General features: G+C 62.2%; 23 protein-coding genes. 12 read left to right on the top strand and 11 right to left on the bottom strand.

The genetic code is table 11. The features are described from left to right. Nucleotides 1-25 precede the first annotated feature (25 nt). Nucleotides 26-1,792 carry a thiol reductant ABC exporter subunit CydD gene (gene cydD / locus ASG19_RS15880; protein ID WP_244476193.1) on the top strand — a complete coding sequence of 589 codons (1,767 nt, stop codon included), beginning with the start codon at nt 26-28 and terminating at the stop codon, nt 1,790-1,792. Then, nucleotides 1,789-3,450, top strand: coding sequence for a thiol reductant ABC exporter subunit CydC (cydC, locus tag ASG19_RS15875; RefSeq protein ID WP_062459369.1), 1,662 nt, complete (start codon nt 1,789-1,791; stop codon nt 3,448-3,450). Before cydD ends, cydC begins: the two co-directional genes overlap by 4 nt. Here cydC and ASG19_RS15870 read toward each other — a convergent pair. The 6 genes from ASG19_RS15870 to ASG19_RS15845 form a co-directional block, all read right to left on the bottom strand. Next, nucleotides 3,444-4,103, bottom strand: a complete 660-nt coding sequence (locus ASG19_RS15870) for a helix-turn-helix domain-containing protein (protein WP_082471789.1) — start codon at nt 4,101-4,103, stop codon at nt 3,444-3,446. The two genes, cydC and ASG19_RS15870, sit on opposite strands and share 7 nt — an antisense overlap. Nucleotides 4,104-4,417: 314 nt before the next feature. Then, nucleotides 4,418-5,587: a 4-hydroxybenzoate 3-monooxygenase gene (gene pobA / locus ASG19_RS15865; protein WP_062459363.1), complete on the bottom strand. Its 1,170-nt coding sequence runs from the start codon at nt 5,585-5,587 to the stop codon at nt 4,418-4,420. 200 nt (nt 5,588-5,787) lie between these two features. Then, complete coding sequence (locus tag ASG19_RS15860) at nt 5,788-6,399, bottom strand: NIPSNAP family protein (protein ID WP_062459361.1); 612 nt, start codon at nt 6,397-6,399, stop codon at nt 5,788-5,790. Next, entirely contained in the window at nt 6,396-8,138 is a 1,743-nt protein-coding gene (locus ASG19_RS15855) for an FAD-dependent oxidoreductase (protein ID WP_062459358.1), read from the bottom strand. The genes ASG19_RS15860 and ASG19_RS15855 overlap by 4 nt, the downstream gene beginning before the upstream one ends. 51 nt (nt 8,139-8,189) lie before the next feature. Next, nucleotides 8,190-9,026, bottom strand: coding sequence for an IclR family transcriptional regulator (locus ASG19_RS15850; RefSeq protein ID WP_062459354.1), 837 nt, complete (start codon nt 9,024-9,026; stop codon nt 8,190-8,192). Beyond that, complete coding sequence (locus tag ASG19_RS15845; protein ID WP_062459353.1) at nt 9,023-10,120, bottom strand: Gfo/Idh/MocA family oxidoreductase; 1,098 nt, start codon at nt 10,118-10,120, stop codon at nt 9,023-9,025. Before ASG19_RS15845 ends, ASG19_RS15850 begins: the two co-directional genes overlap by 4 nt. Nucleotides 10,121-10,259: 139 nt before the next feature. On the opposite strand from ASG19_RS15845, the gene ASG19_RS15840 reads away from it, so the two are divergent. From ASG19_RS15840 to ASG19_RS15805, 8 genes are all read left to right on the top strand, one after another. Continuing rightward, a complete protein-coding gene (locus ASG19_RS15840) occupies nt 10,260-11,990 on the top strand; it encodes an FAD-dependent oxidoreductase (protein ID WP_062459352.1) in 1,731 nt (576 codons plus the stop codon). Then, nucleotides 11,987-12,874, top strand: coding sequence for an NAD(P)-dependent oxidoreductase (locus ASG19_RS15835; protein ID WP_062459351.1), 888 nt, complete (start codon nt 11,987-11,989; stop codon nt 12,872-12,874). The genes ASG19_RS15840 and ASG19_RS15835 overlap by 4 nt, the downstream gene beginning before the upstream one ends. A 108-nt stretch (nt 12,875-12,982) precedes the next feature. Then, a complete protein-coding gene (locus ASG19_RS15830) occupies nt 12,983-13,795 on the top strand; it encodes a shikimate dehydrogenase (protein ID WP_244476192.1) in 813 nt (270 codons plus the stop codon). 116 nt (nt 13,796-13,911) lie between these two features. Next, on the top strand, nt 13,912-15,039 hold the full coding sequence (locus ASG19_RS15825) for an ABC transporter substrate-binding protein (RefSeq protein WP_062459348.1): 1,128 nt from the start codon (nt 13,912-13,914) through the stop codon (nt 15,037-15,039). Nucleotides 15,040-15,140: 101 nt separating this feature from the next. After that, on the top strand, nt 15,141-16,019 hold the full coding sequence (locus tag ASG19_RS15820) for a branched-chain amino acid ABC transporter permease (RefSeq protein WP_062459345.1): 879 nt from the start codon (nt 15,141-15,143) through the stop codon (nt 16,017-16,019). Then, the gene (locus ASG19_RS15815) at nt 16,016-16,990 is read left to right on the top strand and encodes a branched-chain amino acid ABC transporter permease (RefSeq protein WP_062459343.1); all 975 of its coding nucleotides are present in this window, start codon (nt 16,016-16,018) and stop codon (nt 16,988-16,990) included. The genes ASG19_RS15820 and ASG19_RS15815 overlap by 4 nt, the downstream gene beginning before the upstream one ends. Next, nucleotides 16,987-17,745, top strand: coding sequence for an ABC transporter ATP-binding protein (locus ASG19_RS15810; protein WP_062459341.1), 759 nt, complete (start codon nt 16,987-16,989; stop codon nt 17,743-17,745). Before ASG19_RS15815 ends, ASG19_RS15810 begins: the two co-directional genes overlap by 4 nt. Nucleotide 17,746: 1 nt before the next feature. Next, nucleotides 17,747-18,469: an ABC transporter ATP-binding protein gene (locus ASG19_RS15805; RefSeq protein WP_062459338.1), complete on the top strand. Its 723-nt coding sequence runs from the start codon at nt 17,747-17,749 to the stop codon at nt 18,467-18,469. A 40-nt stretch (nt 18,470-18,509) separates the two neighbouring features. Here ASG19_RS15805 and ASG19_RS15800 read toward each other — a convergent pair whose 3' ends face one another. The 3 genes from ASG19_RS15800 to ASG19_RS15790 are packed head-to-tail and all read right to left on the bottom strand — an operon-like array spanning nt 18,510 to nt 21,731. Beyond that, nucleotides 18,510-19,253: an SDR family oxidoreductase gene (locus ASG19_RS15800; protein ID WP_062459335.1), complete on the bottom strand. Its 744-nt coding sequence runs from the start codon at nt 19,251-19,253 to the stop codon at nt 18,510-18,512. Then, the gene (locus ASG19_RS15795; protein ID WP_062459331.1) at nt 19,246-20,025 is read right to left on the bottom strand and encodes a glucose 1-dehydrogenase; all 780 of its coding nucleotides are present in this window, start codon (nt 20,023-20,025) and stop codon (nt 19,246-19,248) included. Before ASG19_RS15795 ends, ASG19_RS15800 begins: the two co-directional genes overlap by 8 nt. Continuing rightward, nucleotides 20,022-21,731, bottom strand: coding sequence for an FAD-dependent oxidoreductase (locus ASG19_RS15790; protein ID WP_062459328.1), 1,710 nt, complete (start codon nt 21,729-21,731; stop codon nt 20,022-20,024). Before ASG19_RS15790 ends, ASG19_RS15795 begins: the two co-directional genes overlap by 4 nt. Before the next feature lie 116 nt (nt 21,732-21,847). Between ASG19_RS15790 and ASG19_RS15785 the strand changes: the two genes are divergently transcribed. Together ASG19_RS15785 and ASG19_RS15780 are read left to right on the top strand one after the other, a co-directional pair. Continuing rightward, on the top strand, nt 21,848-22,747 hold the full coding sequence (locus tag ASG19_RS15785; protein ID WP_062459325.1) for a helix-turn-helix domain-containing protein: 900 nt from the start codon (nt 21,848-21,850) through the stop codon (nt 22,745-22,747). Nucleotides 22,748-22,832: 85 nt separating this feature from the next. After that, entirely contained in the window at nt 22,833-23,396 is a 564-nt protein-coding gene (locus ASG19_RS15780; RefSeq protein WP_062459321.1) for an NIPSNAP family protein, read from the top strand. Between the two features lie 18 nt (nt 23,397-23,414). Here ASG19_RS15780 and ASG19_RS15775 read toward each other — a convergent pair whose 3' ends face one another. Both ASG19_RS15775 and tdh read right to left on the bottom strand, forming a co-directional pair. After that, entirely contained in the window at nt 23,415-24,689 is a 1,275-nt protein-coding gene (locus tag ASG19_RS15775; RefSeq protein WP_200933911.1) for an MATE family efflux transporter, read from the bottom strand. A 150-nt stretch (nt 24,690-24,839) separates the two neighbouring features. Continuing rightward, nucleotides 24,840-25,874, bottom strand: coding sequence for an L-threonine 3-dehydrogenase (tdh, locus tag ASG19_RS15770; protein ID WP_062459312.1), 1,035 nt, complete (start codon nt 25,872-25,874; stop codon nt 24,840-24,842). Between the last annotated feature and the right edge of the window lie 3 nt (nt 25,875-25,877).

The following is a 25,877-nucleotide window of genomic DNA, read 5'->3' as shown; positions in this document are numbered from 1 at the left end:
GACGATCAGGGCAGTGCGGAAACCGATGACCACAAGCACAGACGAGCAGGAAATGGGTGAAGATGGCGGCGACCGGAAAGCGCTTTCCGCCCTGCGCCGACACGGCGGCATCGCCCTCGGCATCGCGGTCGCACTCCCTATACTCTCCGGCCTGCTGCTGATCGGGCAGGTGCTGCTTTTGTCGCAGGTGCTTGGCCGGGCGATCGAGGATGGCGTTCCCTTAGACCAGCTCTGGCCGCAGATCTTCGGTTTCGCCTCCCTCCTTGCGCTCCGGATCGTGCTTGCCTTTGCTGCCGAGTGGGCGGGATCGTTCGCCGCCGAAAAGATCAAGCGAACGGTGCGCGACAGCCTGACCACACGGCTGCTTGCCCCCCGTCCAGACTGGAGACAAGACCGGTCGTCCGGCGCGCTTGCCAGCACGGTCGTCGATCAGGTCGAGGCGTTGGACGGCTTCTTTTCGCGGTTCCTGCCCGCAACTATTCAGGCCGCATTGCTCCCCATCGTCTTTGCTGCAGCAGTGATGCCGTTCGACTGGGTGGTCGGGTTGTTGTTCTTGTTCACTGCGCCGATGATCCCGCTGTTCATGGCGCTGGTCGGCTTCGGGGCGCAGGCCGCGAGCGATGCACAGGCCAATGCGCTGTCGCGGCTGTCGGAGTATTTTGCCGATCGTCTCGGTGGTCTCCTCACGCTGAAGCTGTTCGGACGAATGGAGATCGAGGCTGGAGCCATGCACGAAGCGACAGACCAGCTTCGCCGGCGGACGCTGCGCGTGCTGCGCATCGCGTTCCTGTCATCGGCGGTGCTCGAATTCTTCGCAGCGCTCGGCGTTGCCGGCGTCGCACTTTACGTCGGCCTCAGCTATCTCGGCATGGTCGACCTGCCGGGTACGCAGTTGTCGCTCCAATCCGGGCTTTTCTGTCTGCTGCTGGCTCCGGAAGTTTATCTTCCGCTTAGATCGCTCGCCGCACATTACCACGACCGCGCCCATGCCAAGGGGGCGGTCGCAGAGATCGTGCGGCAATTCGGCGAGCTTCCCATGCCCGTGGCTGTGATCATCCCTCCGGCACCGGTGCGGCTTGTCTCCTCCGCGGTCCCGATCCTCGCCACCAATTTCAGCATCAAAACGCCGGACGGTTGCTCCATTCTGCTCACATCGAGCAGACTTTCCATCCCGGCTGGCCAGCATATCGCTCTCGTCGGCCGCAGTGGCATCGGCAAGTCGACGCTGCTGAATGTGCTGGCAAGGCTTGCGCGCACTGAGGGCACAATCGAGTTCAGCAATCGCCGGCTTGACGACATCGATGAGCGCGAGCTCCGCCGGATGCTGACCTTCGTCAGTCAGAAACCGCATCTCTTTCACGGCACGATCGCCGACAATATCCGCCTTGCCCATCCCGGCGCCAGCGACGACGAGATCCGCCGCGCGGCCGATCTGGCCCTGGTCACGACGTTCAGCGATGGCCTTCCGGACGGCCTTGCCACCGGCATCGGAGAAGGCGGTCTCGGTCTGTCGGGCGGCGAGGCGCATCGCGTCGGCCTGGCCCGCCTCTATCTCACCGATCCGTCCATCATCCTGCTTGACGAGCCGACCGCGCATCTCGATCCCGAAACGGAAGCGACCGTGCTCGATCGCCTCCAGGGGTTCGCCCAAGGGCGGACGATGATCATTGCCACGCATTCGATGACAGTCGCTTCCCGCATGGACGCGACATTGCGGTTCGAGAACGGACATCTCTTGCCAATGAAGCCGACCCTGTCTGTTGTTTCCTCTGGTCGGGAGTTTGCCGCATGAGAGCGCTCCTGTCTTTCCACCCGCTGTTTCGGCCCCATCTGGCAGGCTTCGCCATTGCCCTTAGCCTTTCGCTTGCGACACTTCTCGCGGGCGTAGCTCTCCTGGGCATTTCCGGCTGGTTCCTGACCGCGGCATTTCTGACCACCGCTGCCATGAGCTTCAATCTTTTCGGTCCGTCGGCTGCTGTCCGAGGACTGTCGATGCTGCGCATCCTGTCGCGCTACGGTGAAAAGCTCGTCGGTCACGACACGACGCTTCGTTTACTGGCCGACATCAGAGAATGGCTGTTCAGACGCCTCGGTCCCGGCGTGCATCAAGCCAGCCAGGCGCTCCGCAAGGGCGATGCGGTTTCACGGCTAACGGCAGACGTGGATGCGCTCGACAGTGTGTTCATCGTCGCAGCCGGTCCGCTCGTGACGGGTGTACTCACAGCAACGGCAGTGACCGTTTTCCTGTCCGTCATGCTGCCGGCAGCTGCCATCCTCTACGCGGTCGTCATGGCGACAGCGCTGTTTGTCGTTCCGATAATGCTTTCAAGCGGAACGCGCCGGCTGGGCGCCCGGATCATAGACCTCTCGACCGAACTGCGTGTGGCGGCGTTCGACATGGTCGACGGCCACGCCGATCTGATTGCATTCGGTGCTGCCGATCGGATGCGGGCACGCTCCGATGCAATCGCTGCAGATCTTTCAAGGACGAGGCTGCGTCTCGCCCGTGCCTCGGCATCGGCGTCAGCAGCAATCGCCGTCCTCGGAGGACTTGCAGTCGTCGGCACATTGCTGACCGGGCTGACGGCTCTGGAACGTGGCCTGATCACCGGCCCTATTCTCGTCGGCCTTCTTCTCGCCTCGCTCGGGAGCTTCGAGGCAACGGCGGCCGTCACCCGTCAGGTCGCAAAGTTCGGCAGCGCGATCGCCGCGGCAGAGCGACTGAGGAGACTGGCGGAGACACCACCTGTTGTCGTCGATACGCTCCACCCGGCAGCCCTTCCCGCCGGGGGAAGTATCTCAATCGAAGGCCTGACCTTCGGCTACGATCCGCGGCGGCCTGTCCTACGGAACCTCGATCTGACGGTGAACGCCGGAAGCAGCGTCGCCATCATGGGGGAAAGCGGCGCCGGAAAATCCACACTCGCCGTCCTTCTCCTGCGCCTCGCTGATCCCATCGCGGGAGCCGTGCGCGTTGCGGGTACGGATATCCGCGACATCGCGCAGTCCGATCTTCACGCCAGAATCGCCCTTCTCGAACAGAACGCGCCGGTCTTCATCGGCACGATCGGTGACAATCTGAGGATCGGCTGCAACGGAGCGAGCGATGACGAATGCTGGTTCGCTCTCGGCAAGGCGCGTCTCGCCGACTTTGTGCGCAGTCTGCCTGCCGGTCTGGAAACGCCGGTCGGAGAAGCCGGTCATACACTCTCCGTCGGACAGGCACGGCGGCTTTGCCTCGCCCGAACACTTCTGTCCAAGGCGGAGATCCTCGTTCTCGATGAGCCGACCAGCGGTCTCGACAGGGAAACCGAACTCTCGTTCTTCAGTGATCTCAGGAACGCGACGGTGGGACGAACCGTCCTCCTCATCAGCCATGCGCACTTGCCGTTCGGGATCGTCGACCGCATCCTCCATCTGACGGACGGACGTCTGCGCGAAGATCAGTGAACGTTGATGCCTGCAACGGCCTCCAACGCAGACATGTCGATCAGTTCGACGGTTTGCGGATCGGGTAGCCGGATCATGCCAGTATTGCGCAGCTTGGTGAAGGAGCGGCTGACGGTTTCGATCGTCAGCCCAAGATAGTCCGCTATGTCGGTCCGCGACATTGGCAGGGACAGAGGATTGGCGGACAGCTTATGCTCCGCAGCCCTTGCAGACAGCGCCAGAAGAAAGCTCGCAAGCTTTTCGACCGGCGCCAGGCGCCCGAGGATCATCTGATTATCACGGGCCTGGCGAAGCGCCGAGCGGGTAAAGGAATGCAGCCGGTCCTTCAGCTTGGGGTAGCGTTCCATCAGCGCATGCATTTCGCGCGTCGAGAACGAACAGAGCTGGACTGAACCAATCGCTTCCGCCGTGGAGGAATGGACGTCCTCATCCGCCAGGCCAAGATAGTCGCCCGGCAGCAGAAAGCCGGTGATCTGGCGGCGTCCATCGGGGAGCGCGATCGATAGTCGCAACATGCCTGCAGTAAGGCTGTAGGTCCGATGCAAAGGGTCGCCTTCACTCACAAGCATCTCGTTGGGAGCAAGATGCCGAGAGGTCATGATCTTGTCGAGTTCGGAAAGTTCCTCGTCAGCCAACGCAGCACAAACAGCCATTGTGCGCACATCGCAGTTGGCACAAGCGCTGCACGCTTTCCGCCGATGTACCGATTTCTGAGTGGTGAAAGGACTGTCGTGCGTATCTACCAATCGATCGTTCTCGTCTGCTGTCACTTCAACATAAAATATTCAGTGGGACACACAACCGATATTGCGGATGCCGACGATCAGGAACGCCCAACCATCCTGCCAAGTGTATGACGCATGTCGACGAATACAACATATTATCACGTTTGCGATGAGCAATGATCGCGATCGGCGTGTATGGCGGCCGCTCCGCAGCTTCGGCCTACAACTCTTTCCGACGGAGCCTAATAGGGAATGCCGACATAGTTTTCGGCGAGTGCTGTTGCGGCAGCCTTCGAGCCTACGAGGTAATTGAGTTCCGCTTCCTGGATTTTCCGGTCGAACTCGCCGGCTTCGGGAAAGCGGTGCATCATCGTCGTCATCGACCAGGAGAAGCGCACGGCGCCCCATACCCGTTTGAGGGCTCGCATCGAATAGGCGTCGATTGCCGCGGCTGATTTCTCTGAGAAATACTCCTGCAGACCTTCGAACAGGTAGAACACGTCACTGGTTGCAAGGTTCAACCCCTTGGCGCCGGTCGGGGGCACGATATGGGCGGCATCGCCGACCAGGAACAGGCGGCCGATCCGCATCGGCTCGGCAACGAAGGACCGCAACGGCGCGATCGATTTTTCGAATGAGGGGCCGACGACCATGCTTTCAGCATGCTCCGCCGGCAGCCGCCGACGCAGTTCGTCGTAGAAGCGCTCATCCGACCAATCCTCGATCTTCTCGTCCAGTCCGCACTGGATATAGTAGCGGCTGCGGCTGGCCGAGCGCATCGAACACAGTGCGAAACCGCGGCTGTGATTGGCGTAGATCAGTTCGTGGCTGACCGGCGGCACATCCGCCAGGATCCCGAGCCAGCCGAACGGATAGACCCGTTCGAACGTCGTGAGACTGTGCTCCGGCACCGATTTACGGCTGATGCCGTGGTAACCGTCGCAGCCGGCGATGAAATCGCAGTCGATCCGGTGACTGACGCCCTCTCTTTCGAATGTCACGTACGGGTTCGTTCCATCGAAGTCATGCGGCGCTACGTTTTCGGCACTATAGATCGTGGTTGCGCCGGAGGCTTCGCGCTGATCCATCAGGTCGCGGGTGACTTCGGTCTGGCCGTAAACCAGCACGCGTTTTCCTGTTAGCCCGAACAGGTCTATGCGGTGGTCGCGGCCGTCGAAGGCAAGCGAGAACCCGTCATGTGGGAGGCCGTCCCTGTGCATCCTGTCCGCCGCACCGGCACGCTCCATCATGCTGACCATGCCTTCCTCCAGCACGCCCGCCCGCACCCGGCCAAGGATGTAGTCCTTGCTCACCCTGTCGAGAATGACGTTTTCGATACCGGCATTGGTCAGCAATTGGCCAAGCAAGAGACCCGAAGGGCCAGAACCGATGATGGCGACTTGGGTGCGCATGAAATCCTCCGTAGATCTTGGGGTCTCTTTAAGCGCACCCGCAGGCGTTTGAACAATGGATTATACGGCCAATCTATAGGACTGATGCCGGTCCGCCTTCACGGAGAAAAGCAACGCTCGCCGGACACGGAGAGCCGTAGGATGACGTCCAGACGTATCATACCAGGCCGTCGCGACGACGGCCTGCCCGATCGACGCCTTCACTTCAGCGGCGAGAAGGGCAGCGGCATGGCGATCTGGCTGGTCATTTCAGGTGTCAGCCAGTCCGGCCCGCCCTTCGGTGGCCATTTTCCGTCGGTGACCGATTTCCCGCGTGCCTCTGTGCGGGCGGCAAGGCTGGCATAGGGCCAGATCTGGGTGAGCCGTGGTCTGCCGTCGAGCCCGTACATGGCAACGGTGAGCTTCGAATAGGCCTCGCGCGCGGGCACCGCATCGGCCCATTTTTCCGCGGTCGGCGTGATGCCGTTGATCCGGGTGTGATAGGTGCGGAATTCATAGACCGGGCCAAACGTGCCCGCCTCGACGGGAGCCAGGAATTCCAGCGCGCGGTAGCTTTCCATGTTGAGCGAAACCAGCTGCTCGACGCAACCGAAGGGGTTGTCGCTGCGCAGCGCCCGCTCGCGCTCGCCGTAGAGACTATCGAGACTGTCGAAGGCGCGCAGCAGGAAGATACGGTTCAGCGAGCCGATATCGGTGCCCCAGGCTCCGCAAAGGCGCCCCTCGCCTGCGGCCACCCAGGCTTCGATCCCCGGCGTTGCCTTGCCGGCGCCAAAGATCACCGTGTCGAGCGTCGCGAGTTCATAAAGGCTCATTCCATTTCCTCCTGTGAAATTGTGTCGGATACCGTAACGGACTGGCCGGACAGAACGCGACCGGCGATGTATCCGAAGGTCATGCCCGGACCGAGCGTGATGCCGCCGGACGGGTAATTGCCGCCCATGATCGACGACATGTCGTTGCCGACGGCAAACAACCCGGGGATCGCTTCGCCGCCCGCGTCCAGAACCCGTGCTTGCGCATCGGTGCGCAGACCGGCGAAGCTTCCGAGCGATCCGGGCACGATCTTCACCGCGTAAAACGGCCCATGGGCAAGCGGTGCAAGCGATGGATTGGGCGCGTGGTCGGCATCGCCCTGGAGCCGGTTGTAGGCGGATCGGCCGCGCCCGAATTCGGGGTCTTCGCCGCGCTCGGCATGTCGATTGAAAGTCGCGACCGTGTCATTGAGTGCCCCTTCGGGAATGCCGCAGACCGCGGCAAGCTCGGCCAGCGTTCGACCTCTCTTGAGGTAACCGGAACGGATCGCCGGGCCGGGAGGAAAGGGAAACGGCTTTGCCCATCCAAGGCCCCAGCGGCGTTGTCCCTTGTGATCGGCAATCAGCCAGGCAACAGGCGGGCTTGCCTGCGGTGTCGCATCGAGCAGCGCCTTGGTAAAGTCGTGATAACTGTTCGCCTCGTTGACGAACCGTCTGCCCGACGCGGTGACCGCGATGATGCCGGGTTTGGCGCGTTCGATCAGATGCGGGAAATGGGCCACGCTGCCATCCGGCCGTGTCACCAGCGACACCGGTGCCAACGCCATGGCCGATGCGAGATCTGCGGAAACGGTGGCGCCGACGGTTTCCCCCAGCCGCAATCCGTCGCCCGTGTTGCTGCGGGGTGCTGCCGAAAAATGCCCCTCACCGCCGCCGGCCGATCCGGCAAGCGCGGTCAGGCGGTCGCGGTCATGCGGAAAACCACCGGTCGCCAGCACGACGCCGCGCGCCGCACAAACGATCGTATCGCCACCCTCAGTGCCGAGCCGCGCGCCGACGACCCGACCGCCATTCCGCAACAGCTCTTTCGCCGGCGCCTGTTCCAGCATCGACACGCCGAGATCGAGCGCCGAGCGCAGCAGGCGTGCAACAAGAGCATTGCCGTTCACAAGATGCATGCCGCGGCGGTGCAAGGCAAGATCGCGGAAATGCCTGACGAGCCGGCCCGCGGCGTAAAGCCCAGAACGGGGCTTGCGGGTGGCCTTGAAGAAATGTCCGATGTCGGCACCGCTTGCGAGCCCCATGCCCCAGAGGCTGGCGACGTCGAGCGGCGGGCGAAGCTTGTCGATCCATGGACCGAGACGCCGCCCGTCATACGGGGCCGCCGTCACCGACCGGCCGCCCTTCAACGCACCGGGCGTGTCGTGGAAATCCGGCACGCGATTGCCGTCGACCCAGCGGACCTCGGTATGATCGTGAAAGAAGGAAACCATTTCCGGACCCTTGTCCAGGAAGGCCGCGACGCGCGGATCACCGTAACGGTTGCCGAGTTCGCTGCGCAGGTATTCGCGAGGTCCGTCCGGTGGTTCGTCTATTCCGGCGGCGCGCGCGAGGGGATTGCGGGGTATCCAGAGCCAGCCGCCCGACCAAGCCGATGTACCGCCGAAAACAGAAGCCTTTTCAGCGACGATGACCTTGCGGCCGTAGTGCGCTGCCGTCACCGCCGCCGCGAGCCCGGCAGCGCCGGAACCGATGACGAGAACATCACAGGTCATGGTGTTCACAGATTGCCGTTCCATCCATCTCCGCCTTACGTGCATGCCCGGACAAGACAGTGGAACGGCGCGTTGCTACGCGGTCTTTCGTTCCATTCCGCTGGCCGGCTCAACCGCCTTCACGACTGCCTGAAAATATTGAGATCCCGAGGCTGCCTCGCCGAGTTCGATGGCCGCGGCCTGAAGACGAGGTGCGAGCACCGCCATCCGCTCCGCGGTCATCCGCACGGCCGGGCCGGCGATCGAGAGACATCCGAGCACCTGACCATGGCCGTGATATCGGACCGGAACGGCCATCGCGGCCATGCCGGCGATATAGCTATCCACCGCCGTCGCGTAACCGAGGGCGCGGGCCTCAGCCAGTTGTTCCAACAGCAGCGTAAGGCTGCGCGGGGCGTTCGGTCCCGTGCCTTCCGCCTGTCGCAAAAGCCCTTGGCCGGAGACAAGCGACAGCGCCTCTTCATCACTCATCGACGAAAGCCACGCCTTACCGCCGGCGGAACTCGCCAGATGCACGACAACGCCCTGTTCCTGGCCCGGATCGTAACGGAGGCCACGTGTTGCCCCCTGCGCCACCGCCACCCAGGTCAGACGGTCGCCATCGATGACGGAAAGCCGGATCAACTCGCCGGAATGCGCCGCCAGTTCGTCGAGCACCGGCTGCGCCACATCCGTAATGCCGGCACGGCCGAGAAACCCGACGCCCATGGCCGGCAGCTTGATCGTCAAAGCATAATCGCCCTGCGCCTGCGCCTGGCGCACGTAACCGAGCCGCGCGAGCTCCTGCAAAGTCCGGTGGACGCCGCTTGCCGGCTGGTCGATTTCGCCGGCGATCGCCGAGACCGTGAGACCTGCGGGGTGATTGACCAGCAGTTCGATGATGGCAAGGGATTTTCCGAGAACGCTGCTCATGGACCCATTCCGTTGTTGAACACGGTTCCACTAAGGCTTTCGAGCGATGAAAGGTCAACTGTGACGGACTGTCCGGTATCGGCTGCCGCGCGGATCGCATCGAGCACGATCAGGTTGGCCGTCGCGTCCCGTACTGACACGATCGGCGTGCCTGACCCATCGATCAGATCGGCAAAATGGGAAAGCTGCCGCTCGTAGGGGTCGGCCTGGATGGCATCGAGTACGGTCGGCCGCAACTTCTCAGTCCAGTCCGGCTCGCCCTTCGGTTCCCAGAGCGTCAGATCGGGCAGCGAGAGGCCAGCTTTGCTGCCGGCATAATGATGGGCGGTTACCGGATGAGCCGGAAAGCGTGCCGGATTTTCCGCCGCTGTCAGGTCCCAGGCCCAGGGGCCGACCGCTGCATCGGATATGCACAGGGTCGCGATCCCGCCATTGACGAAGGAGAGATTGACCGCCGCCGTATCCTCGACGGCGAACCCGCGGCGCGCATGGCTGGCGATCGCCTGGACGTGCGCAATCTCGCCGAAGAAATGCCGCAGCAGATCGATTTCATGGACCATGTTGATCAGCAGTGGCCCGCCGGCTCCCGGAGTTCTGCGCCACGCGGCCTCGAAGTATCCGGCCGGCTTGGCCAGCGAACAGGTCACGGTCGCCATCACCAGATCGCCAATCCGGCCGGCATGGACCGCCGCATGGGCTGCGCGGATGATCGGGTTATGGCGGCGGTGATGGCCAATCAGAAGCGGCAGACCGGTCTCGTCGGCAATCGCGATCAGCCTCAGCGCCGAAGCCAGGCTTTCGGCGACCGGCTTTTCCAGAAGCACAGGAATACCGGCCCGCAACAAAGCTTCGGATACGGGGAGATGCGTCTCGTTCGGCGTAGCAACGATCGCCGCGCGAGCGAGACCCGAATCGATCAACGCCTCTGCGGAAAGAAGACAGGGAATGCCGAGCGAGGCGGCGAGAACAGCTCCCGCCGGCATCGGGTCGACGATCGAGGTCAGGCGAAAACGGGGCATTCCGGCCAGCGTATCGATATGCGTACGGCCGATGGCACCGGCACCAATTACCGCAATGTCGATTACACGTCCCATCCAAATCCTCCCCGATCGAATGTGAGGTATCAGACGAATAACGAAAATGGAACTGGTTTTTATTCTTGAATGTCATTCCATTATTTGTGATGGTGGCCATAGAAGATTGGTCTGTCTCGTCTTTTGGGAGGATTGCCACATGCAACATGCATTGACGGAGGTCGGGCCGGATTACGATGTCGTCGTACTGGGAGCTGGCGCAGGAGGCATGTCTGCCGCCATCTTTGCCGCAATGGAAGGCGCACGTGTCCTTTTGGTCGAGCGCACCAAATATCTCGGCGGCACGACCTCCTATTCCGCCGCGACCACGTGGATCCCGCTTACCCGTCACGCGCAGGCAATGGGTGCCGACGACAGCCGCGATAAGGTTTCAGGCTTTCTCGATCGCGCTGTCGGCAACCACAGCTCCAAATCCGTGCGCGATGCGTTTGTTGCAGCCGGGACAGGTGTGGTCGATGCGCTGGAAGACAAAACGGACGTCAAATTCCGTGCGCGCCCGTTTCACCCCGACTATCTTTACGAGCTCGAGGGCGCCACGTCCTTCGGGCGGGCTCTCGAACCTTTGCCGTTCGATGCATCGGCGCTCGGGAAAGACCTGCATCTCATCCGTCCGCCCATCCCGGAATTTACTATTCTCGGCGGCCTCATGGTGGACCGTGACGACATCGCCCATCTGATGAGAATCGGCAAATCGGCGAAGTCGACCGCTTACTCGGCTCGACTGATCGGACATTACTACCTGGACAAGATCCGCCATGGCCGCGGAACGCGGCTGGTGATGGGCAATGCTCTCATCGGCAGGATGCTGCTTGCCGCGCGAAAGCTCGGGGTCACCATCCTCACCGAAACCGAGGCATTGGCGTTCACGACCGGGCCTCACGGCGTAACAGGCGTGACACTCCGTCAAAAGGATACCGAACGGCAGATTCACGTCACGGGCGGTTTGATCCTCGCCTCCGGCGGCTTTGCCCGTCACCCGACCATGCGGGCAGACAAGCTGCCGCAACCGCTGCCCGAATTCAGTCCGTCTGCCCCCGGCCATACGGGCACGCTGCATGATCTGGCCTTTACCGCCGGGGCCTATCACGGCGACATGGCGGCGCAGCCGTGTTTCTGGGCGCCGGTCTCGCATCGGAAGCGCGCCGATGGCTCGATGGCGGTTTTCCCGCATTTCGTCTTCGACCGTTCAAAGCCCGGCATCATCTCGGTCGGCCGCGACGGGCGTCGCTTCGTCAACGAAAGCACCAGCTACCACCTGTTTGTGTCGGCCATGTATGCGGCGAACAAGGATGGCAGCCATGTGCCCACCTATCTGATTGCCGACGCTACGGCGCTGAAGACATACGGCATGGGGATGATCCGACCCGGCGGGGCAAACATCGCACCATTCCTCGCCGATGGTTACCTGACCGAGGCTGCGACGCTCGACGAACTCGCCAGCAAGCTCGGCATCGACGCTGCCGGCCTGAACGACAGCGTGGCTAGGATGAACGCCTATGCAAGGACCGGCACGGACGCCGATTTCGCCCGCGGCACCACCGTCTACGAAAAGGCCAATGGCGATCCGACGCATGGGCCCAATCCGACGCTCGGGCCGCTCGAGACGGCTCCCTATTATGCCGTCAAACTCTGGCCTGGCGATATCGGCTCGGCCATAGGCCTGGTCGGCGACAAAAATGCCCAGCTTCTGCGGCGCGACGGATCGGCGATCTCAGGCCTTTACGCCTGCGGCAACGATTTGCAGTCGATCATGGGCGGGGTCTATCCCGGCCCAGGCATCACGGTTGGCCCGGCTATCGTGTTCGGGGCCATCGCCGCCCGTCATGCAGCCCGCCGCGCCGTCGCTGCTCGCAAGGGGAAAGCTGCATGAGCCTCGTCCTTGTGACCGGCGGAACCGGCTTCGTCGGCCTGCGAACCGTCAGGGCATTGCAGGCGGCCGGGCACCGGGTCCGGATCTTTGACCTAGCTCCCAAGCCGGAACGACTATCCGTCATGGATGGCGTCGAGATCGTCTCGGGCGACATCACCGATGCCGCCGCGGTGGCGAAAGCTGCCGATGGATGCAACGGAATTGTCCATCTCGTCGGCCTGATGACGGTCGATTGTGCCCGCAGCCCGGCGCTCGGCACGCGCGTCAATCTTCTAGGCAGCATCAACGTGTTCGAGGCGGCAAAGGCAAAGCGCCTACCGATTGCCTATCTGAGTTCGGCCGGCGTGTTCGGACTCGACGATGCCGTCAATCCGAGGCCGATGACGGTCTATGGGGCGACAAAGCTTGCGGTCGAAGGCATGGCGCGGGCCTATCTGCTCGACCACGGCATCCCGAGCCTCGGCCTTCGCCCCTACATCGTCTACGGCCCCGGCGAAAGCGCTGGCATCGCGGCTGGTCCGTCGATCGCGCTTGGAGCCGCCGTGCGCCGCGAACCGGCTGAAATCCGTTTTTCCGGCCGCGTCGGCTTCGTCTACGTGGACGACGTGGCACAGATGTTGTCGACCGCGATGACAGTGCCGCTGGAAGGAGCGACCGTTCTGACCATGGCCGGCGATACGGTGGAGATGACCGATTTTGTCGCCGAACTCAGGCACCAGTCCGGCTGGAACGAGATCCGGATCAGCGGGCCGCCCTTGCGTATTCCCGCCAATTTGGCGTCGGACCCGGTGCCACACCTCCTCGGCAATCAGCCTGTCACGACCGTCAGCAACGGCATCGCCCGGGCCTTGGCCGAACTGAAGGAGACCGCCGGTGTTGAATAGTCCAACGTTTCGCCCCCATCGTCCATTTGCCGATGACGGGGCCTATGTTTTTGTCGAGCTTGAGAACGACCGGACAAGGGTCGGATCGCATGCCGAGGGGAGGAAGGCGTGAATATACATATAAAGGTCGATGGGGAGACCAAGCTCTTCCCGATCATCGGCCATCCGATCGGACAGGTGAAATCGCCCGCTTCGCTCAGCCAGATCATGGCCGATCGCGGCTTTAACGGCATCGTCGCACCGGTCCATATTCTCCCCGAAGACCTGGCCGGCTGGCTGTCGCAGGCAAAGAGCATGCGCAATGTCGCGGGCATCATTGTCACGGTACCGCACAAAGTCCCCTGCCTCGAATTCTGCGCCCGCATATCGGCCCGCGCAAAGGCATCTGGCGCCGTCAACATCATGACCCGCGATGGCGACGACTGGGTGGGCGACGCAACCGACGGACACGGCTGCCTTGACGGTATCGCGGCCCAAGGCTTCGAGATCGCCGGCAAGTCTGCGCTTCTGGTGGGTACTGGCGGCGCCGGAGCGGCCATCGCCTACGAAATCCTGGCACGCGGCGCCTCGGAACTGGCCCTGCACGATCTCGACACGCACAAACGCGATGCGTTGATCGCGCAGTTGAACAAGGCATTTCCGGGTCGTGCGCGGATAGGCTCAACAGATCCACGCGGTTTTGCACTCGTCGCCAATGCCACGCCACTTGGCATGCGGGAGACCGATCCCCTGCCGGTGCAGACGGATCTTCTGACCTCAGACCAGTTCGTCTCGGACGTCGTGACGCGACCGGCCGTGCCGCCGCTGATTGCTGCTGCCCGCGACAAGGGCTGCGGCACCATGTCCGGGTCAGGCATGTTCGACGCCCAGGCCGTGCTGCTGGCCGATCTGTTGATGGGGACACGCACGATCGACGCCTAGGCGATCGAGACGAAGACACCGCAGGCCCGGGTCTACGCCCGGGCATGAGGATACGGCGACAAGGGAGGAGACCTGGCCGCCGGGACGGAAATATCGATCAGCCAAGGAGGAAGGTCATGATCAGAAAACTTATCACCACGACTGCAATGGTACTGGCGCTCGGCGCAATGCCGGCGCTTGCCGAACTGAAGGTCGGCTCGATCGTCGAGTTGTCCGGACCCGGTGCCGCGGCCGGCACCAACTTCCGCGATGGCGTGAAGATGGGCTTTGAGGAAATCAATGCCCAGGGCGGCATTCTCAAGGAGCCGGTCAAGGTTCTGGAATATGACAGCCAGACCGACCCACAGGTTTCGCGCGCCATGGTGCAGAAGGGTATCGACGACGGCATCTACGCGATCATGGGAACGGTGTTCTCGTCATCAACCGTGGTCAACATGCTGGTCGCGCGTCAGGCCGGCATTCCGCAGTTCACCGGCTCCGAGGCTCCGTCCATCGTCGCCATGAAAAACCCCTACATCTTCCGCACCGCCTTCGGCTCCCAAAAGGGCGTGCCGAAACTTGCCAAATACATGTCCGAGACGATGGGCCTGAAAAAGGTCGGCGTCGCCTGGGCCAATACCGAATTCGGCAAGGGCGGCCACAAGGCTTTCGTCGATGCGATGAAGGCTGCCAATATCGAGATCGTCGTCGATGTGCCGTCCGAACAGGCGCAGGCTGACTTTTCCGCCGACGTGCTGAAGCTGAAGGGCTCCACTGCCGAAGCCTTCTTCATCTATTACACCGAGGAAGAAAGCGCCCGCTTCCTGCGCGAGGCCCGCAAGCAAGGCTTGAACAAACCCCTTCTCGGCGAAACTACTCTGATCGGCCACAAGGTCATCGAACTTGCCGGCGATGCAGCCAACGGCGCTATGGGCCATGTCGGCCTGACGCCCGATGCCGATATCCCCGCCGTCAAGGAAATGGTCGAGCGCTTCAAGACGAAGTTCAAGTACACGCCCGACCACAATGCCATCAAAGGCTACACCGCCGCCTGGACGCTGAAATACGTCACGGAAATGGTCGGCAAGCCGGACAGCAAGGCCATCGCGGAAAAGCTGCACGGTCTCAAGCTGACAGCCAAGGAGCACCCCGGCGTCCTGATGGATATGAGTTGGGACGATACCGGCGAGATGTCGCGCGAAAGCTTTGTCGTGAAAGTCGAGAACGGCAAACAGGTGGTCCAGGCGGTGCTGCCGCCGAACTGATGCCGATCGCATGACGAGACAAGTGCCGGCGGTTCGCGCCGCCGGCACGTCGTCATCAATCCTGCACGTCACGCCGATTACCAGCCCGTGAGGACGACCCCATGGCCGAGTTTATCCAGATTATTGTCTCCGGTCTCGCCGCCGGCTCCATCTACGCGCTTGCGGCAGTCGGCTTCACCCTGTTGTGGCAGGCATCGCAAACCATCAACTTTGCCCAAGGCGAGTTCGTCATGCTGCCGGCGTTTTTCGTGCTGGTTGGTATGACAGTGTTTGGCCTGCCGCTATGGCCGTCCGTGGCGCTGGCGCTCGCGCTGTCGCTTCTTATCCTCGGCGTGGCCTTCAAGCGGCTGATCGTCGAACCGATGCTGCCGCACGGAACGCTGCCGCTGGTCATCGCCACCATTTCGCTCGGCCTCCTGATGAAGGAAAGCGTCAAGGAATTTTACGGCGCGACCGCCCAGCCCTTCCCTGCGATCTTTCCGCAGACGGTCTACGAGATCGCCGGCGCCAGCGTTTCTATGCAAGATATCGGCAATCTCGTTGTCTCGATGCTCGCAATCGGCAGCCTGCAGCTGTTTCTCAACCGAACACGGACCGGCCGATGCATGCAGGCCAGCGCCCAGAATCCGGCGGTCGCCGAAATCCTCGGCGTCAACGTCAAGCGCATGGTGCTCTATACATTTCTGATCAATGCCGGCCTTGCCACCGTGGCCTCGGTGCTGATCTCGCCGATCTATCTCGCCAAGTTTTCCAATGGTGAAACGCTCGGCCTCGTCGCCTTCATCGCCGCCATCGTCGGCGGGTTCAACCAGATCCGCGGCGCCCTGGTCGGCGGTCTGCTGATCGGCGTGATCGACAATCTGTCAGCCGTCTACATCTCCGCCCAGTACCGCTCGGCCATGCCGCTTCTGCTGCTGATCGCCATCATCCTCTTGCGTCCGCAGGGCCTGCTCGGCACCTCGGAAGGGAGAACCGTATGATCCGCCTGAAACCGTTTCTGCTTCTGCTGGGTATTGCTGCCCTCGTCGCCGCTCCGATCGGCCAGGGCAACTACATTGTCTACACGCTGGCCTCGTGGCTGATTTTCTCGATCACCGCCATGGGTCTCAACCTGACGCTCGGTTATGCCGGCCAAGTCAGCCTGGCGCAGGCCGCCTTCATGGGCATCGGCGCCTACATCACCGCGCTGATGACACTCAACGGCATTCACTGGGGACTGGCCGTGATCGTGTCGATCGCAGCAAGCTTCGCGGTCGGCTTGCTGCTCGGCTACCCCGCGCTGCGGGTTCAGCACCACTTCCTCGCCTTCGTCACGCTTGCCTTCAACACGCTGTTGTTCCTCGTGCTGCGCAACGAGGAAGAGATTACCGGCGGTTCGTTCGGCCTTGTCGGCATGCCCCGGCCGTCGTTTTTCGGCATCACCACCGACAGCAACATCGCCTTTTACTATTTCACGCTGGTCTGCTTCGTCGTGTCCGCTAGCGCCATGTGGTGGATCCTGCGCTCTCCCTGGGGGCGAGCCTTCAGGGCGCTGCGCGAAAATCCGATCCGCGCCGAAAGCCTTGGCCTTAAGGTTCGACGCCAGACACTGCTCGCCTTTGCCATCGGCTCTGCGTTCGGCGGTCTTGCCGGCGCGCTGCAGGCACCGCTGGTGCAGTTCATCGAGCCCAGCAGCTTTGCACTGATCCATTCCCTGAAAATCCTGCTGATGGTGGTGGTCGGCGGTTCGGGCTTCTTCTTCGGCCCGATGCTGGGTGCCGCCGTGGTGATCCTCCTGCCGGAACTGCTGCGCTTCACGGAAGGCTATTACCTGATCATCTACTCGACGCTGGTGATCGTCCTGATGGTGTTTTCGCCAACCGGCCTGATCGGGGCCGGCAAGAAACTCGCGGAAAGGTTCCGGCCCAAGCATGAAGCCCGCCGGGACCTCAAACAGGGAGTCCAGCTATGAATGCGGCGGCCCAGGAGGTCATTCTTTCGGTTCACAACATCTCGAAACGGTTCGGCGGCATCCGTGCCGTCCATCAGGTCAGCTTCGATGTGCATAAAGGCGAAATCCTCGGATTGATCGGCCCGAACGGGTCGGGCAAATCGACGCTGTTCAACTGCATTCTTGGCCAGTCGAAGCCGACCGAGGGGCACTGCCAGATCAACGGCAAGTCCACCGATGGCGTAAGGCCTGCCGACCTGTCTCTGATGGGGGTCGGCCGCACCTTCCAGCAGCTCTCGGTCTTCCCCAACATGACGGTGCTCGACAATGTCATTGTGGCCGGCCAGGAGCACGAAGGTTCGATGCTGTCGCGCCTGTTCGGCAAATCGGATGCCGGACTGACGACGAAGGCCGAACAGCTGATCGAGTTCTTCCGGTTGACGCCTTACCGCGATACGCCGGCGGGCTCGCTCTCCTATGGCCAGCAAAAGCTGGTGGATGCCGCCATGGCCTTCATGGCGGGACCCGGCATCGTACTTCTCGACGAGCCGGCCGGCGGCGTTAACCTGACCATGCTCGGGCACCTCAAGGACCGGCTGATCACCTACAACCGCGAACACGGCACAACCTTCGTGGTCATCGAGCACAATATGGAGTTCGTCATGTCGCTCTGCACCCGCGTCATCGTGCTGGCGCAGGGCGAGATCATCGCCGAGGGGACACCGGATGAAATTCGGGCGAACCAATTGGTCATCGACGCGTATCTCGGAGGCTGACATGCTGGAAGTGAAAAACCTCAATGGCGGTTACGGCCGCATCACAATCCTCAACGGGACGTCTTTCAGCATACCGAAAGCGTCCATCACCACGGTGATCGGTCCGAACGGCGCTGGCAAATCCACGGTGTTCAAGGCGATCTTCGGGTTGCTCAACATCAATTCCGGCTCCATCCACCTGGAAGGCGAGGACGTGACGCGTAAGCGCCCGGCCGAGATGATTACCCGTGGCGTTACCTACGTGCCACAGGGCCGCAATGTCGTGCCGCAACTGTCCGTGCTGCACAATCTCGAACTCGGCGGCATCACCGCCAAGGATCAGGCGCGGGTGAAAATGCGGATGGAACAGGTCATGGACCAGTTCCCGATGCTGCGCCAGCGCAAGGACCAGAAGGCAATCGAGCTCTCCGGCGGCCAGCAGAAACAGCTTGAGATCGCCCGCGCGCTGCTGCTCGATCCGAAGCTGATCCTGATCGACGAACCGTCGATCGGCCTGTCCCCCAATCTTGTGCAGGAGGTGTTCCAGACGCTGACCCGCCTGCGCGACCAGGGCGTGACGATCCTGATGGTCGAACAGAATGCCAAGGCGGCGCTCGCCATGTCCGATTATGGTCTGGTCCTGGAACTCGGCCAGACGCGGATGTTCGACAGGTCGGACAAGCTGCTCAATGACCCGCGTGTCGGCCAGCTGTTTCTCGGCGGTCACATCGAGGATGCCGCCTGATCGATCCTCGCGATCGCATAACCTTTTCGGCGAAGCGTTCTCAAGGGGACGCGTCGCCGAAATCACCGAAAGCGGCCCATCCGCCGTCGACCGGAAGCACCACGCCGGTGATCGCCGATGCCGCTGGAGAGGCTAGAAAATTCACGGCGGCAGCTACCTCCTCGGCCATGATCAGCCGCCCGATCGGCGTGCGGCGGCGAAGCGTTGGCAGATCGATCCGGCCTGCGGCCGCCAGCTTTTCCACGAGCGCCGTCTGCACGAAAGCCGGCGCAACGGCATTGACCCGCACACCACGCCCAGCCCACTCGCAGGCCATCGCCCGCGTCATGGCAACAATCCCGGCCTTGGCAGCACCATAGGCATTGCGCTTGGGAAGACCGGTCAGTCCGGCAATCGAGGACAGGTTGACGATTGCGCCATCGCCCCGCGCGACCATGCCACGCGCCACTTCCCGCGACATCAGAAACGTGCCGGCCAGATGCACATCGAGCACCCTCCGGAAAGCCTCGATCCCCTGCTCCAGCGTTGGCAGGTGGCTGTCGCCGATCCCGGCATTGTTGACCAGCACACTGAACGGAGCCGAACCAGCTACCGCGGCCACCTGCGCCTCGTCGGTCACATCGCACGCCATGCCGCGATGGACATCGCCCAATTCGGCCGCCCGCGCGGCGGCTTTTTCGCCGTCGATATCGGCGATGGTGACGCGGTGGCCGCTTTGAGCAAGCGCTCGGGCAATTGCCAGGCCGATCCCGTCGGCGCCGCCGGTGACGAGGGCTTCACGCATAACCAGGCCTCGGTACCAGTCCCATCAGCGATTGCGACAGCCCCCCATCGACGAGGATGTCTTGTCCCGTGATGTAGGATGCGCGCGGCGAGGCGAGAAACAAGGCTGTATCTGCCAGGTCTTTGGGGCTTGCGATACGGCCGACGGGGACCATGGCTTCGCGTCGCGCTTTGACCTGCGGATCGGCGTAGAAGGTTTCGGAAAGCGCCGTGCGCACCAGTCCCGGGCTCAACGTGTTCGAGCGGATGCCCTTCGGTCCCCATTCATAGGCAAGCTGTCGCGACAGCATCAGGATCGCCGCCTTCGATGCGGAATAGGCGCCGCTTGCGGGTTGAGGGTGGCTGCCCGAGATGCTTGCCACATGCACCAATGCGCCCCGCCCACGGGACATCATGCCGCGACCGAACGCCTGCGCGGTCACGAGACAACCCGTGAGGTTGACGGAGAGCATCGCCGACCAGTCGGCCTCGGAGACGCTTTCGAGCGGGCCGGGCCGCAGAATTCCGGCGTTGTTGATGAGGATATCAGCGCCTCCCTGCGCCTCGACCGCCTCCGCCGCTGCGGCAACGTCGTCTGCCCGCGACACATCACACTTGAGCGAGAAACTACCCATACCCAGTTCGGCAGCGAGCGACGCCGTCTGCGCCTCGTCACGGTCGAGCAGCACGACCCGCACACCTTCCGCAGCGAAGGCGCGCGCCAGCCCCTGACCGATGCCGCCTCCGGCGCCGGTGATGACGGCCGTCTTTCCCTCCAGTCCAAGCCAGCTCATGCCGCGTCTCCCTCCCCCGTCGCCGCCGGTGCGATCCCTGCGAGATAGCGCCCGGTGATCCAGCCGAATGTCATTGCCGGGCCGAGCGTGATCCCGGCACCGGGATAATTGCCGCCCATGATCGAAGCCCGGTCGTTACCAACCGCAAACAGGCCATCGATCACCCGGCCATCCCGATCGACGACCGCGCCCTCCACTGTGGTTTTCAGTCCGTCGAACGTTCCGAGGTCGCCGATTTCCAACCGGACGGCGTAGAACGGCCCTTGCTCCACAGGCGCAACCGAAGGGTTGGGCTTGTGGTCGGGATCGGCAAGGTATCGGTTGAAGGTCGTCTCGCCCCGATGGAACTGTTCGTCTAGGCCTTGCCTGGCGCCCCGGTTGAATTCGGCCACGGTCGCCACCAGACCGGTCGCATCGATCCCGCAGACCTTGGCGAGATCGGCAAGCGTCTTGCCTTTCTTGAGGTACCCGTTCCGTAGCCACGGCAGGAGTGGCACCGGCGCCGGCTTTGCGTGGCCAAGACCATACTTGCGGATCGCCCGATGGTCGCAAATCAGCCACGCGCCCCCCTCGCCCGCCGCAACCATGGCAGCGCCGACATCGTGGTAGCTCTCGCTCTCATTGGTAAATCGCCGGCCATTGGACAGAACGGCGATCATGCCCGGCTTGTAGCGATCGAGCAGATGCGGAAAATAGCCTATGCCTGGCACACGGCTGATCGGCATCCAGGCGGCCGGCTGGGCGAATTCGGCATCAAATGCGCCGCCTGCGTCCTCACCGAGACGGATGCCGTCGCCGGTATTGCCGTCCGGTACTGGCGAAAAATGCTCACCGCCTGCCTTGAGATGGGCGTAGATCCCGGCTCGCCTCGCGAGATCCTGCGCATATCCTCCGCAGGCAAGGACTACGCCCCGCCGGGCGACGATACGGCCGGGTGACGCGCCACCGACCTCGACACCGGTGATACGACCACCGTCCTTGGTCATCCGTAGCGCCGGCGTATCGGTCAGGATCGGAATATCGAGATCGAGACAGGCTGCGGCCAGCCGCGCTGCCAGCGCGTTGCCGCTCGTGACCTGGACGCCGCGGCCGTGACGCACAACCTCGCCGGCATGCGCGACAAGGCGTTTCATCACGTAGAAAAACGAGGTCAGCGATTTGGTGGCGTTGAAGAAATGCCTGATATCGGCATTGGACGAGTTGAACATCATGCCCATGAACGTGATCGAGCCGAGCGGCGGCCGCAGCCGCGCAAGATCGCTGCCGAGCACGCTGCTGTCGAAAGGCGCCGCCAGCACCGAGCGCCCGACATCGACGCCGCCATCCACCGTCGGGTGATAGTCCGGGTAAAGCGTGGGGACGAATTTCACCACCGTCTCGCGTTCGAACCAGTCGAGCATTTTCGGACCGGCCTCGAGAAACGCGTCGATCGTTTGCGCGTCGAACCAGTTCCCGGTCTCGGCCTTGAGGTAACGGCGCGCCGCGTCGCGCGTATCGTTCGGGTTGTTCGATTTCCCGTGCCGGTTTCCAGGTATCCACAGCACGCCACCCGAAAACGCGGTCGTGCCGCCGAATACCGGCTCCTTCTCGATCACGATGACCGACAGGCCGTGTTTCCTCGCCGTGATCGCGGTGGCAAGCCCTCCCGCGCCCGATCCGACGACCAGCACGTCACAGACGTGCCCCTCCTCCCTCTTCGGCTCCATCCGCTTCTCCCGGTCGCGTTTGATGGAGATCTTGCTAACCCGCATACCGGGGATGACCAATGGACGCCGTCGCGCAATTGTTGCACTATTTGGCAGGGAGATAATGAGGAGGACACATGGGAAGCTTGGCCGCAGGCGGCATTCCGCTTTACTATCTCTATGGCGATCAGGGTGCCGACGTCGATCTGGACTTCCTGCATATCGAACCCTTGCGTGACCGCAGCGGGCCAAACGATTGGAGAATTCGTCCGCATGCCCATCCGGACCACATGCAGGTTCTGCTCGTTAGAGAGGGGGGTGGAACGATCCGCATGGAGGATCAAATCTCATTCATACCCGCGCCTGCGATCATGGTCGTTCCAGCCGGAATTGTTCACCAGATCGATTTTGATCCGGGGACTGACGGATACGTGGTGACGGCCGCACTCGGTTGCCTGAAGGCAGCGTCAAGCTCGGACCCGCGGCTCGAAACAGCCGCATCGAGACCGGCAGTCTACCCGATCGAAGGAACCGGCGTCAGCATTCCGGCCGTCGTCGATACGTTTCACTGGCTGCATCGGGAATTCATCTGGTCGGCACCCGGCCGGCGCATATCGATGATGGCGCACTACATGCGGCTGCTCGTGATCGTGCTGAGGCTCAACATCACCCATGACGAGACCGGTATATCCACGCCAGACCGGGGTTATGATCTGCTTTTGCGCTACAGGGCCCTCTTGGAGCGCCACTTCCGGACGGAGCGATCCTTGACCTTCTACGCGAAAGAGCTGGCGGCGACGCAGGCGCGGCTCAATGCGGCCTGCAAGGCACGCGCCGGCAAGACCGCGTCGGACCTGCTCTACGAGCGGCTGTTGATGGAAGCCAAGCGCTACCTCGTCTATACCGAGAGCAGCGTCGCGCAGGTGGCCCATATGACCGGTTTCGACGACCCCGCCTATTTCAACCGCTTCTTTACCCAGCGTGTCGGAATCTCTCCGGGGACCTATCGCAAACAGGCGGCACGCCACGACAACTGATAGGCTCAATTGTCCAATCTCTTGCAGACCTTATCCATGTTCGCGGCCGGTCCGGCGTGCCAGACTGACGCGATGGGAGACGGTGATGATCCACGAATGGCGAACCTATCAGCTAAAGCCGGGCGCAACCGGCGAGTACCTCGCGCTGCTTGCAGACCTCGGGCTTCCACTTGTGACACGGCACCTGCCACTTCTCGGCTACTGGCAGGCGGAAACCGGCCCTCTGAACGTGATCCACCATCTCTGGACCTATGCGGACTGGGCTGAACGCGAAGCATGCCGCGCCGCACTCTCGAATGAAGAGGCTTGGGTAAACGGCTTCATCCCCCAGGCTTTCCCGATGGTGTTGCAGCAGCACAACTATCTGGCGACGCTTGGGCGCGGATCACCCGTTTTCGACACGGCCGTCGCCGACCGTCACCGGCAGCATGGCCCACGGCCCGCAGGCACGCCCTTGTTTGTCCCTGACTGTGCAGGATTGGTGACCGGCCATGCGCCGCCTGATGCGGTCGCGCTGCTCGAGCCGTTTTCCGGTTCGACAGAAGGTCCTCTTGCCCTGCTTCCACGTCACGCTGATCCGTTGAGGTTCGTCGGTGGGTATGAAGGACAGCACACCGTACTGCGCCCCTTGTCGTTTTCGCCGCTTTGAACGCTGTGCAACTTGCCGCTACACCTGCGCAAATGTCTCTTTCAGTTTCAAGCCGAGCGTTACCGCACGCGCTATCATCAGGATCATCATCGCTGTCCACAAACCTTCATTTCCCCAGACCTGCTGCAGACCATAAGCGGTGGCGATGAAGATGGAGGTGGAGATGATCATGCTGTTGCGCATATCGCGGGCGCGCATGGCTCCGATCATGATGCCATCAAGCATGAAGCTGGTCACGGAAACGAGCGGCAACGCGATCAGGAAGGGAAGCAGGGCAATGGCGGCGGTACGAACATCTTCCCGATCGGTGAGGAGCGAGACGATCGATGAGCCAGCGAAGGCGTAAACGACCGAAAACAGAAACGCCACCAGACCCGACCACACAAACGCGGCCTTGATCACCTGGGCGAGCGCCTTTTTTTGCCGCGCACCGATGACTGAACCGACAAGGGTTTCAGTGGCATTCGCAAACCCGTCCAACCCATAGGATGTAAAGCCGTGGAGGTTGAGAAGGATGGCATTGGCGGCGAGGATCGTGTCGCCTTCCTTGGCACCGCTGCGGGCAAACCAGCCGAAACAGAGCAGAAGGAAGAAGCTTCGCAGAAAGATGTCCCGGTTGACCGCGACCAGCCGTCGAAGTGCCAACCCGTCCAGCAGCTCTTTCATCCGCACTGCGGGATGCGCACCGAATGGCTTGATGATGAAGAGGCCTGCGATCAAGGCCACCCATTCGGCAACGGCGGTCCCCGCCCCTATGCCGGCGACACCCCAGTCGAAAACAAGAACCAGCGTGAGAGTTGCGAGCAAGTTGACGATATTAAGGGCGACTTTTAGCGCCAGTGAGATCATCACGCGCTGGCAACCGAGAAGGTAGCCGACAAGGACAAAATTTCCGAGCGTCGCAGGCGCTGACCAGATTCTGGCGAATGCATAATCCGACGCGCTCCGGTAGACCGCTTCACTGCCGCCGAGGAATCCGAGTCCGATCTCGATGATCGGCTTTTGCAGCAGGATGATCACGGCACCGCCGGCAGCGGCGATAAGCAGCGCCCGAAACAGATGCATGCGCATGAGCGTGCTATCTTTGGCACCCCACGCCTGGGAGACCAGACCGGTCGTTGCCATGCGCAGAAAACTGAAACTCCAGAAAAGGAAATTGAACAGCACGCCGCTCAGCGCGACCCCGCCGAGAAAGAAAGACCCCGGGAGATGTCCAGCCACCATCGTATCGACAAGTGACAGGATCGGCTGAGCCAGATTTGCGAGAATGATGGGAAGCGCCAGAAAGACCATCCGACGGTTCCAGTTTTCATTTGCTCCCTGTTCCGGCAAGATGGTCATAAGCCGAAAGGGCCTGAGCAGAAGAGCTTCGCCTGCCCTCTAGTCTTGATCGACATCGTATTGCCCCCATCGGTCGGCTTTTTGTTGGACCTCATGTTGGCTTCACCAGTCCATGACGACCTTTCCGGAATTGCCGGAGCGCATGGCCTCGAACCCGTCTCTGAAGGAGTCGATGCCAATGCGGTGGGTAATGAGAGGCGAAAGGTCGAGGCCGCCCTGCACGAAGGCGATCATCTTGTACCAGGTCTCGAACATTTCCCGCCCGTAGATGCCCTTGAGATTGAGCATCTTGAAGATCACCTTATTCCAGTCGATCTCGAACCCGGTCGGCGCGATGCCGAGAATGGCAATCTTGCCGCCATTGTTCATCTTGTCGATCATGTCGCGGAAGGCGGGGGCCGCGCCCGACATTTCCAAACCGACATCGAAGCCCTCGGTCATACCGATGCGCTTCATCACGTCCGACAGGTTTTCCTTGGACGCATCGACGACGTGGTCGATGCCGAGCTTTTCGGCAAGTGCCAGACGTACCGGGTTGATGTCGGTGATGACGACCTTGCGGGCGCCCGAGCGCTTGGCAACCATCGCACCCATGATGCCGATCGGACCGGCTCCGGTCACCAGGACGTCCTCGCCGACCAAATCGAAGGAGAGAGCGGTGTGCACGGCGTTGCCGAACGGATCGAAGATCGCGGCAATCTCGTCCGGCACATCATCCGGGATCGGCACGACATTGTCTTCGGGAATGCAGACGAATTCGGCAAACGATCCGGGCCGGTGGACACCCACGCCCAACGTGTTGCGGCAAAGGTGTCCGCGCCCCGCGCGGCAGTTGCGGCACTTGCCGCAAACGATATGCCCCTCGCCGGAGACGCGCGCGCCGACCTGGACCTTGGTGACCGCAGAGCCCACCTGCGCGATCTCACCGCAGAACTCGTGGCCGACGACCATCGGCACCGGAATGGTTTTTTGGGCCCAACTGTCCCAGTTCCAGATATGAACGTCGGTGCCGCATATCGCGGACTTCTTCACCCGGATCAGCACGTCGTTGGGGCCGGGGTCCGGAACAGGGATATGCTCCATCCAGAGACCGGTTTCGGCTGTCGACTTGACGAGGGCGCGCATCATGTTGGTCATCGA

The sequence above is a fragment of the Rhizobium sp. Leaf306 genome (assembly GCF_001423425.1).
Classification (GTDB): Bacteria; Pseudomonadota; Alphaproteobacteria; order Rhizobiales; family Rhizobiaceae; genus Neorhizobium; species Neorhizobium soli.
This window is presented reverse-complemented; position numbering and strand designations above follow the sequence as displayed.

Coding starts and splice junctions, on each gene's coding strand:
- cydD (WP_244476193.1), top strand. CDS start 26: ATGACCACAAGCACAGACGAGCAGGAAATGGGTGAAGATGGCGGCGAC.
- cydC (WP_062459369.1), top strand. CDS start 1,789: ATGAGAGCGCTCCTGTCTTTCCACCCGCTGTTTCGGCCCCATCTGGCA.
- ASG19_RS15870 (WP_082471789.1), bottom strand. CDS start 4,103: ATGGCTGTTTGTGCTGCGTTGGCTGACGAGGAACTTTCCGAACTCGAC.
- pobA (WP_062459363.1), bottom strand. CDS start 5,587: ATGCGCACCCAAGTCGCCATCATCGGTTCTGGCCCTTCGGGTCTCTTG.
- ASG19_RS15860 (WP_062459361.1), bottom strand. CDS start 6,399: ATGAGCCTTTATGAACTCGCGACGCTCGACACGGTGATCTTTGGCGCC.
- ASG19_RS15855 (WP_062459358.1), bottom strand. CDS start 8,138: ATGGAACGGCAATCTGTGAACACCATGACCTGTGATGTTCTCGTCATC.
- ASG19_RS15850 (WP_062459354.1), bottom strand. CDS start 9,026: ATGAGCAGCGTTCTCGGAAAATCCCTTGCCATCATCGAACTGCTGGTC.
- ASG19_RS15845 (WP_062459353.1), bottom strand. CDS start 10,120: ATGGGACGTGTAATCGACATTGCGGTAATTGGTGCCGGTGCCATCGGC.
- ASG19_RS15840 (WP_062459352.1), top strand. CDS start 10,260: ATGCAACATGCATTGACGGAGGTCGGGCCGGATTACGATGTCGTCGTA.
- ASG19_RS15835 (WP_062459351.1), top strand. CDS start 11,987: ATGAGCCTCGTCCTTGTGACCGGCGGAACCGGCTTCGTCGGCCTGCGA.
- ASG19_RS15825 (WP_062459348.1), top strand. CDS start 13,912: ATGATCAGAAAACTTATCACCACGACTGCAATGGTACTGGCGCTCGGC.
- ASG19_RS15820 (WP_062459345.1), top strand. CDS start 15,141: ATGGCCGAGTTTATCCAGATTATTGTCTCCGGTCTCGCCGCCGGCTCC.
- ASG19_RS15815 (WP_062459343.1), top strand. CDS start 16,016: ATGATCCGCCTGAAACCGTTTCTGCTTCTGCTGGGTATTGCTGCCCTC.
- ASG19_RS15810 (WP_062459341.1), top strand. CDS start 16,987: ATGAATGCGGCGGCCCAGGAGGTCATTCTTTCGGTTCACAACATCTCG.
- ASG19_RS15805 (WP_062459338.1), top strand. CDS start 17,747: ATGCTGGAAGTGAAAAACCTCAATGGCGGTTACGGCCGCATCACAATC.
- ASG19_RS15800 (WP_062459335.1), bottom strand. CDS start 19,253: ATGCGTGAAGCCCTCGTCACCGGCGGCGCCGACGGGATCGGCCTGGCA.
- ASG19_RS15795 (WP_062459331.1), bottom strand. CDS start 20,025: ATGAGCTGGCTTGGACTGGAGGGAAAGACGGCCGTCATCACCGGCGCC.
- ASG19_RS15790 (WP_062459328.1), bottom strand. CDS start 21,731: ATGGAGCCGAAGAGGGAGGAGGGGCACGTCTGTGACGTGCTGGTCGTC.
- ASG19_RS15785 (WP_062459325.1), top strand. CDS start 21,848: ATGGGAAGCTTGGCCGCAGGCGGCATTCCGCTTTACTATCTCTATGGC.
- ASG19_RS15780 (WP_062459321.1), top strand. CDS start 22,833: ATGATCCACGAATGGCGAACCTATCAGCTAAAGCCGGGCGCAACCGGC.
- ASG19_RS15775 (WP_200933911.1), bottom strand. CDS start 24,689: ATGGTCTTTCTGGCGCTTCCCATCATTCTCGCAAATCTGGCTCAGCCG.
- tdh (WP_062459312.1), bottom strand. CDS start 25,874: ATGACCAACATGATGCGCGCCCTCGTCAAGTCGACAGCCGAAACCGGT.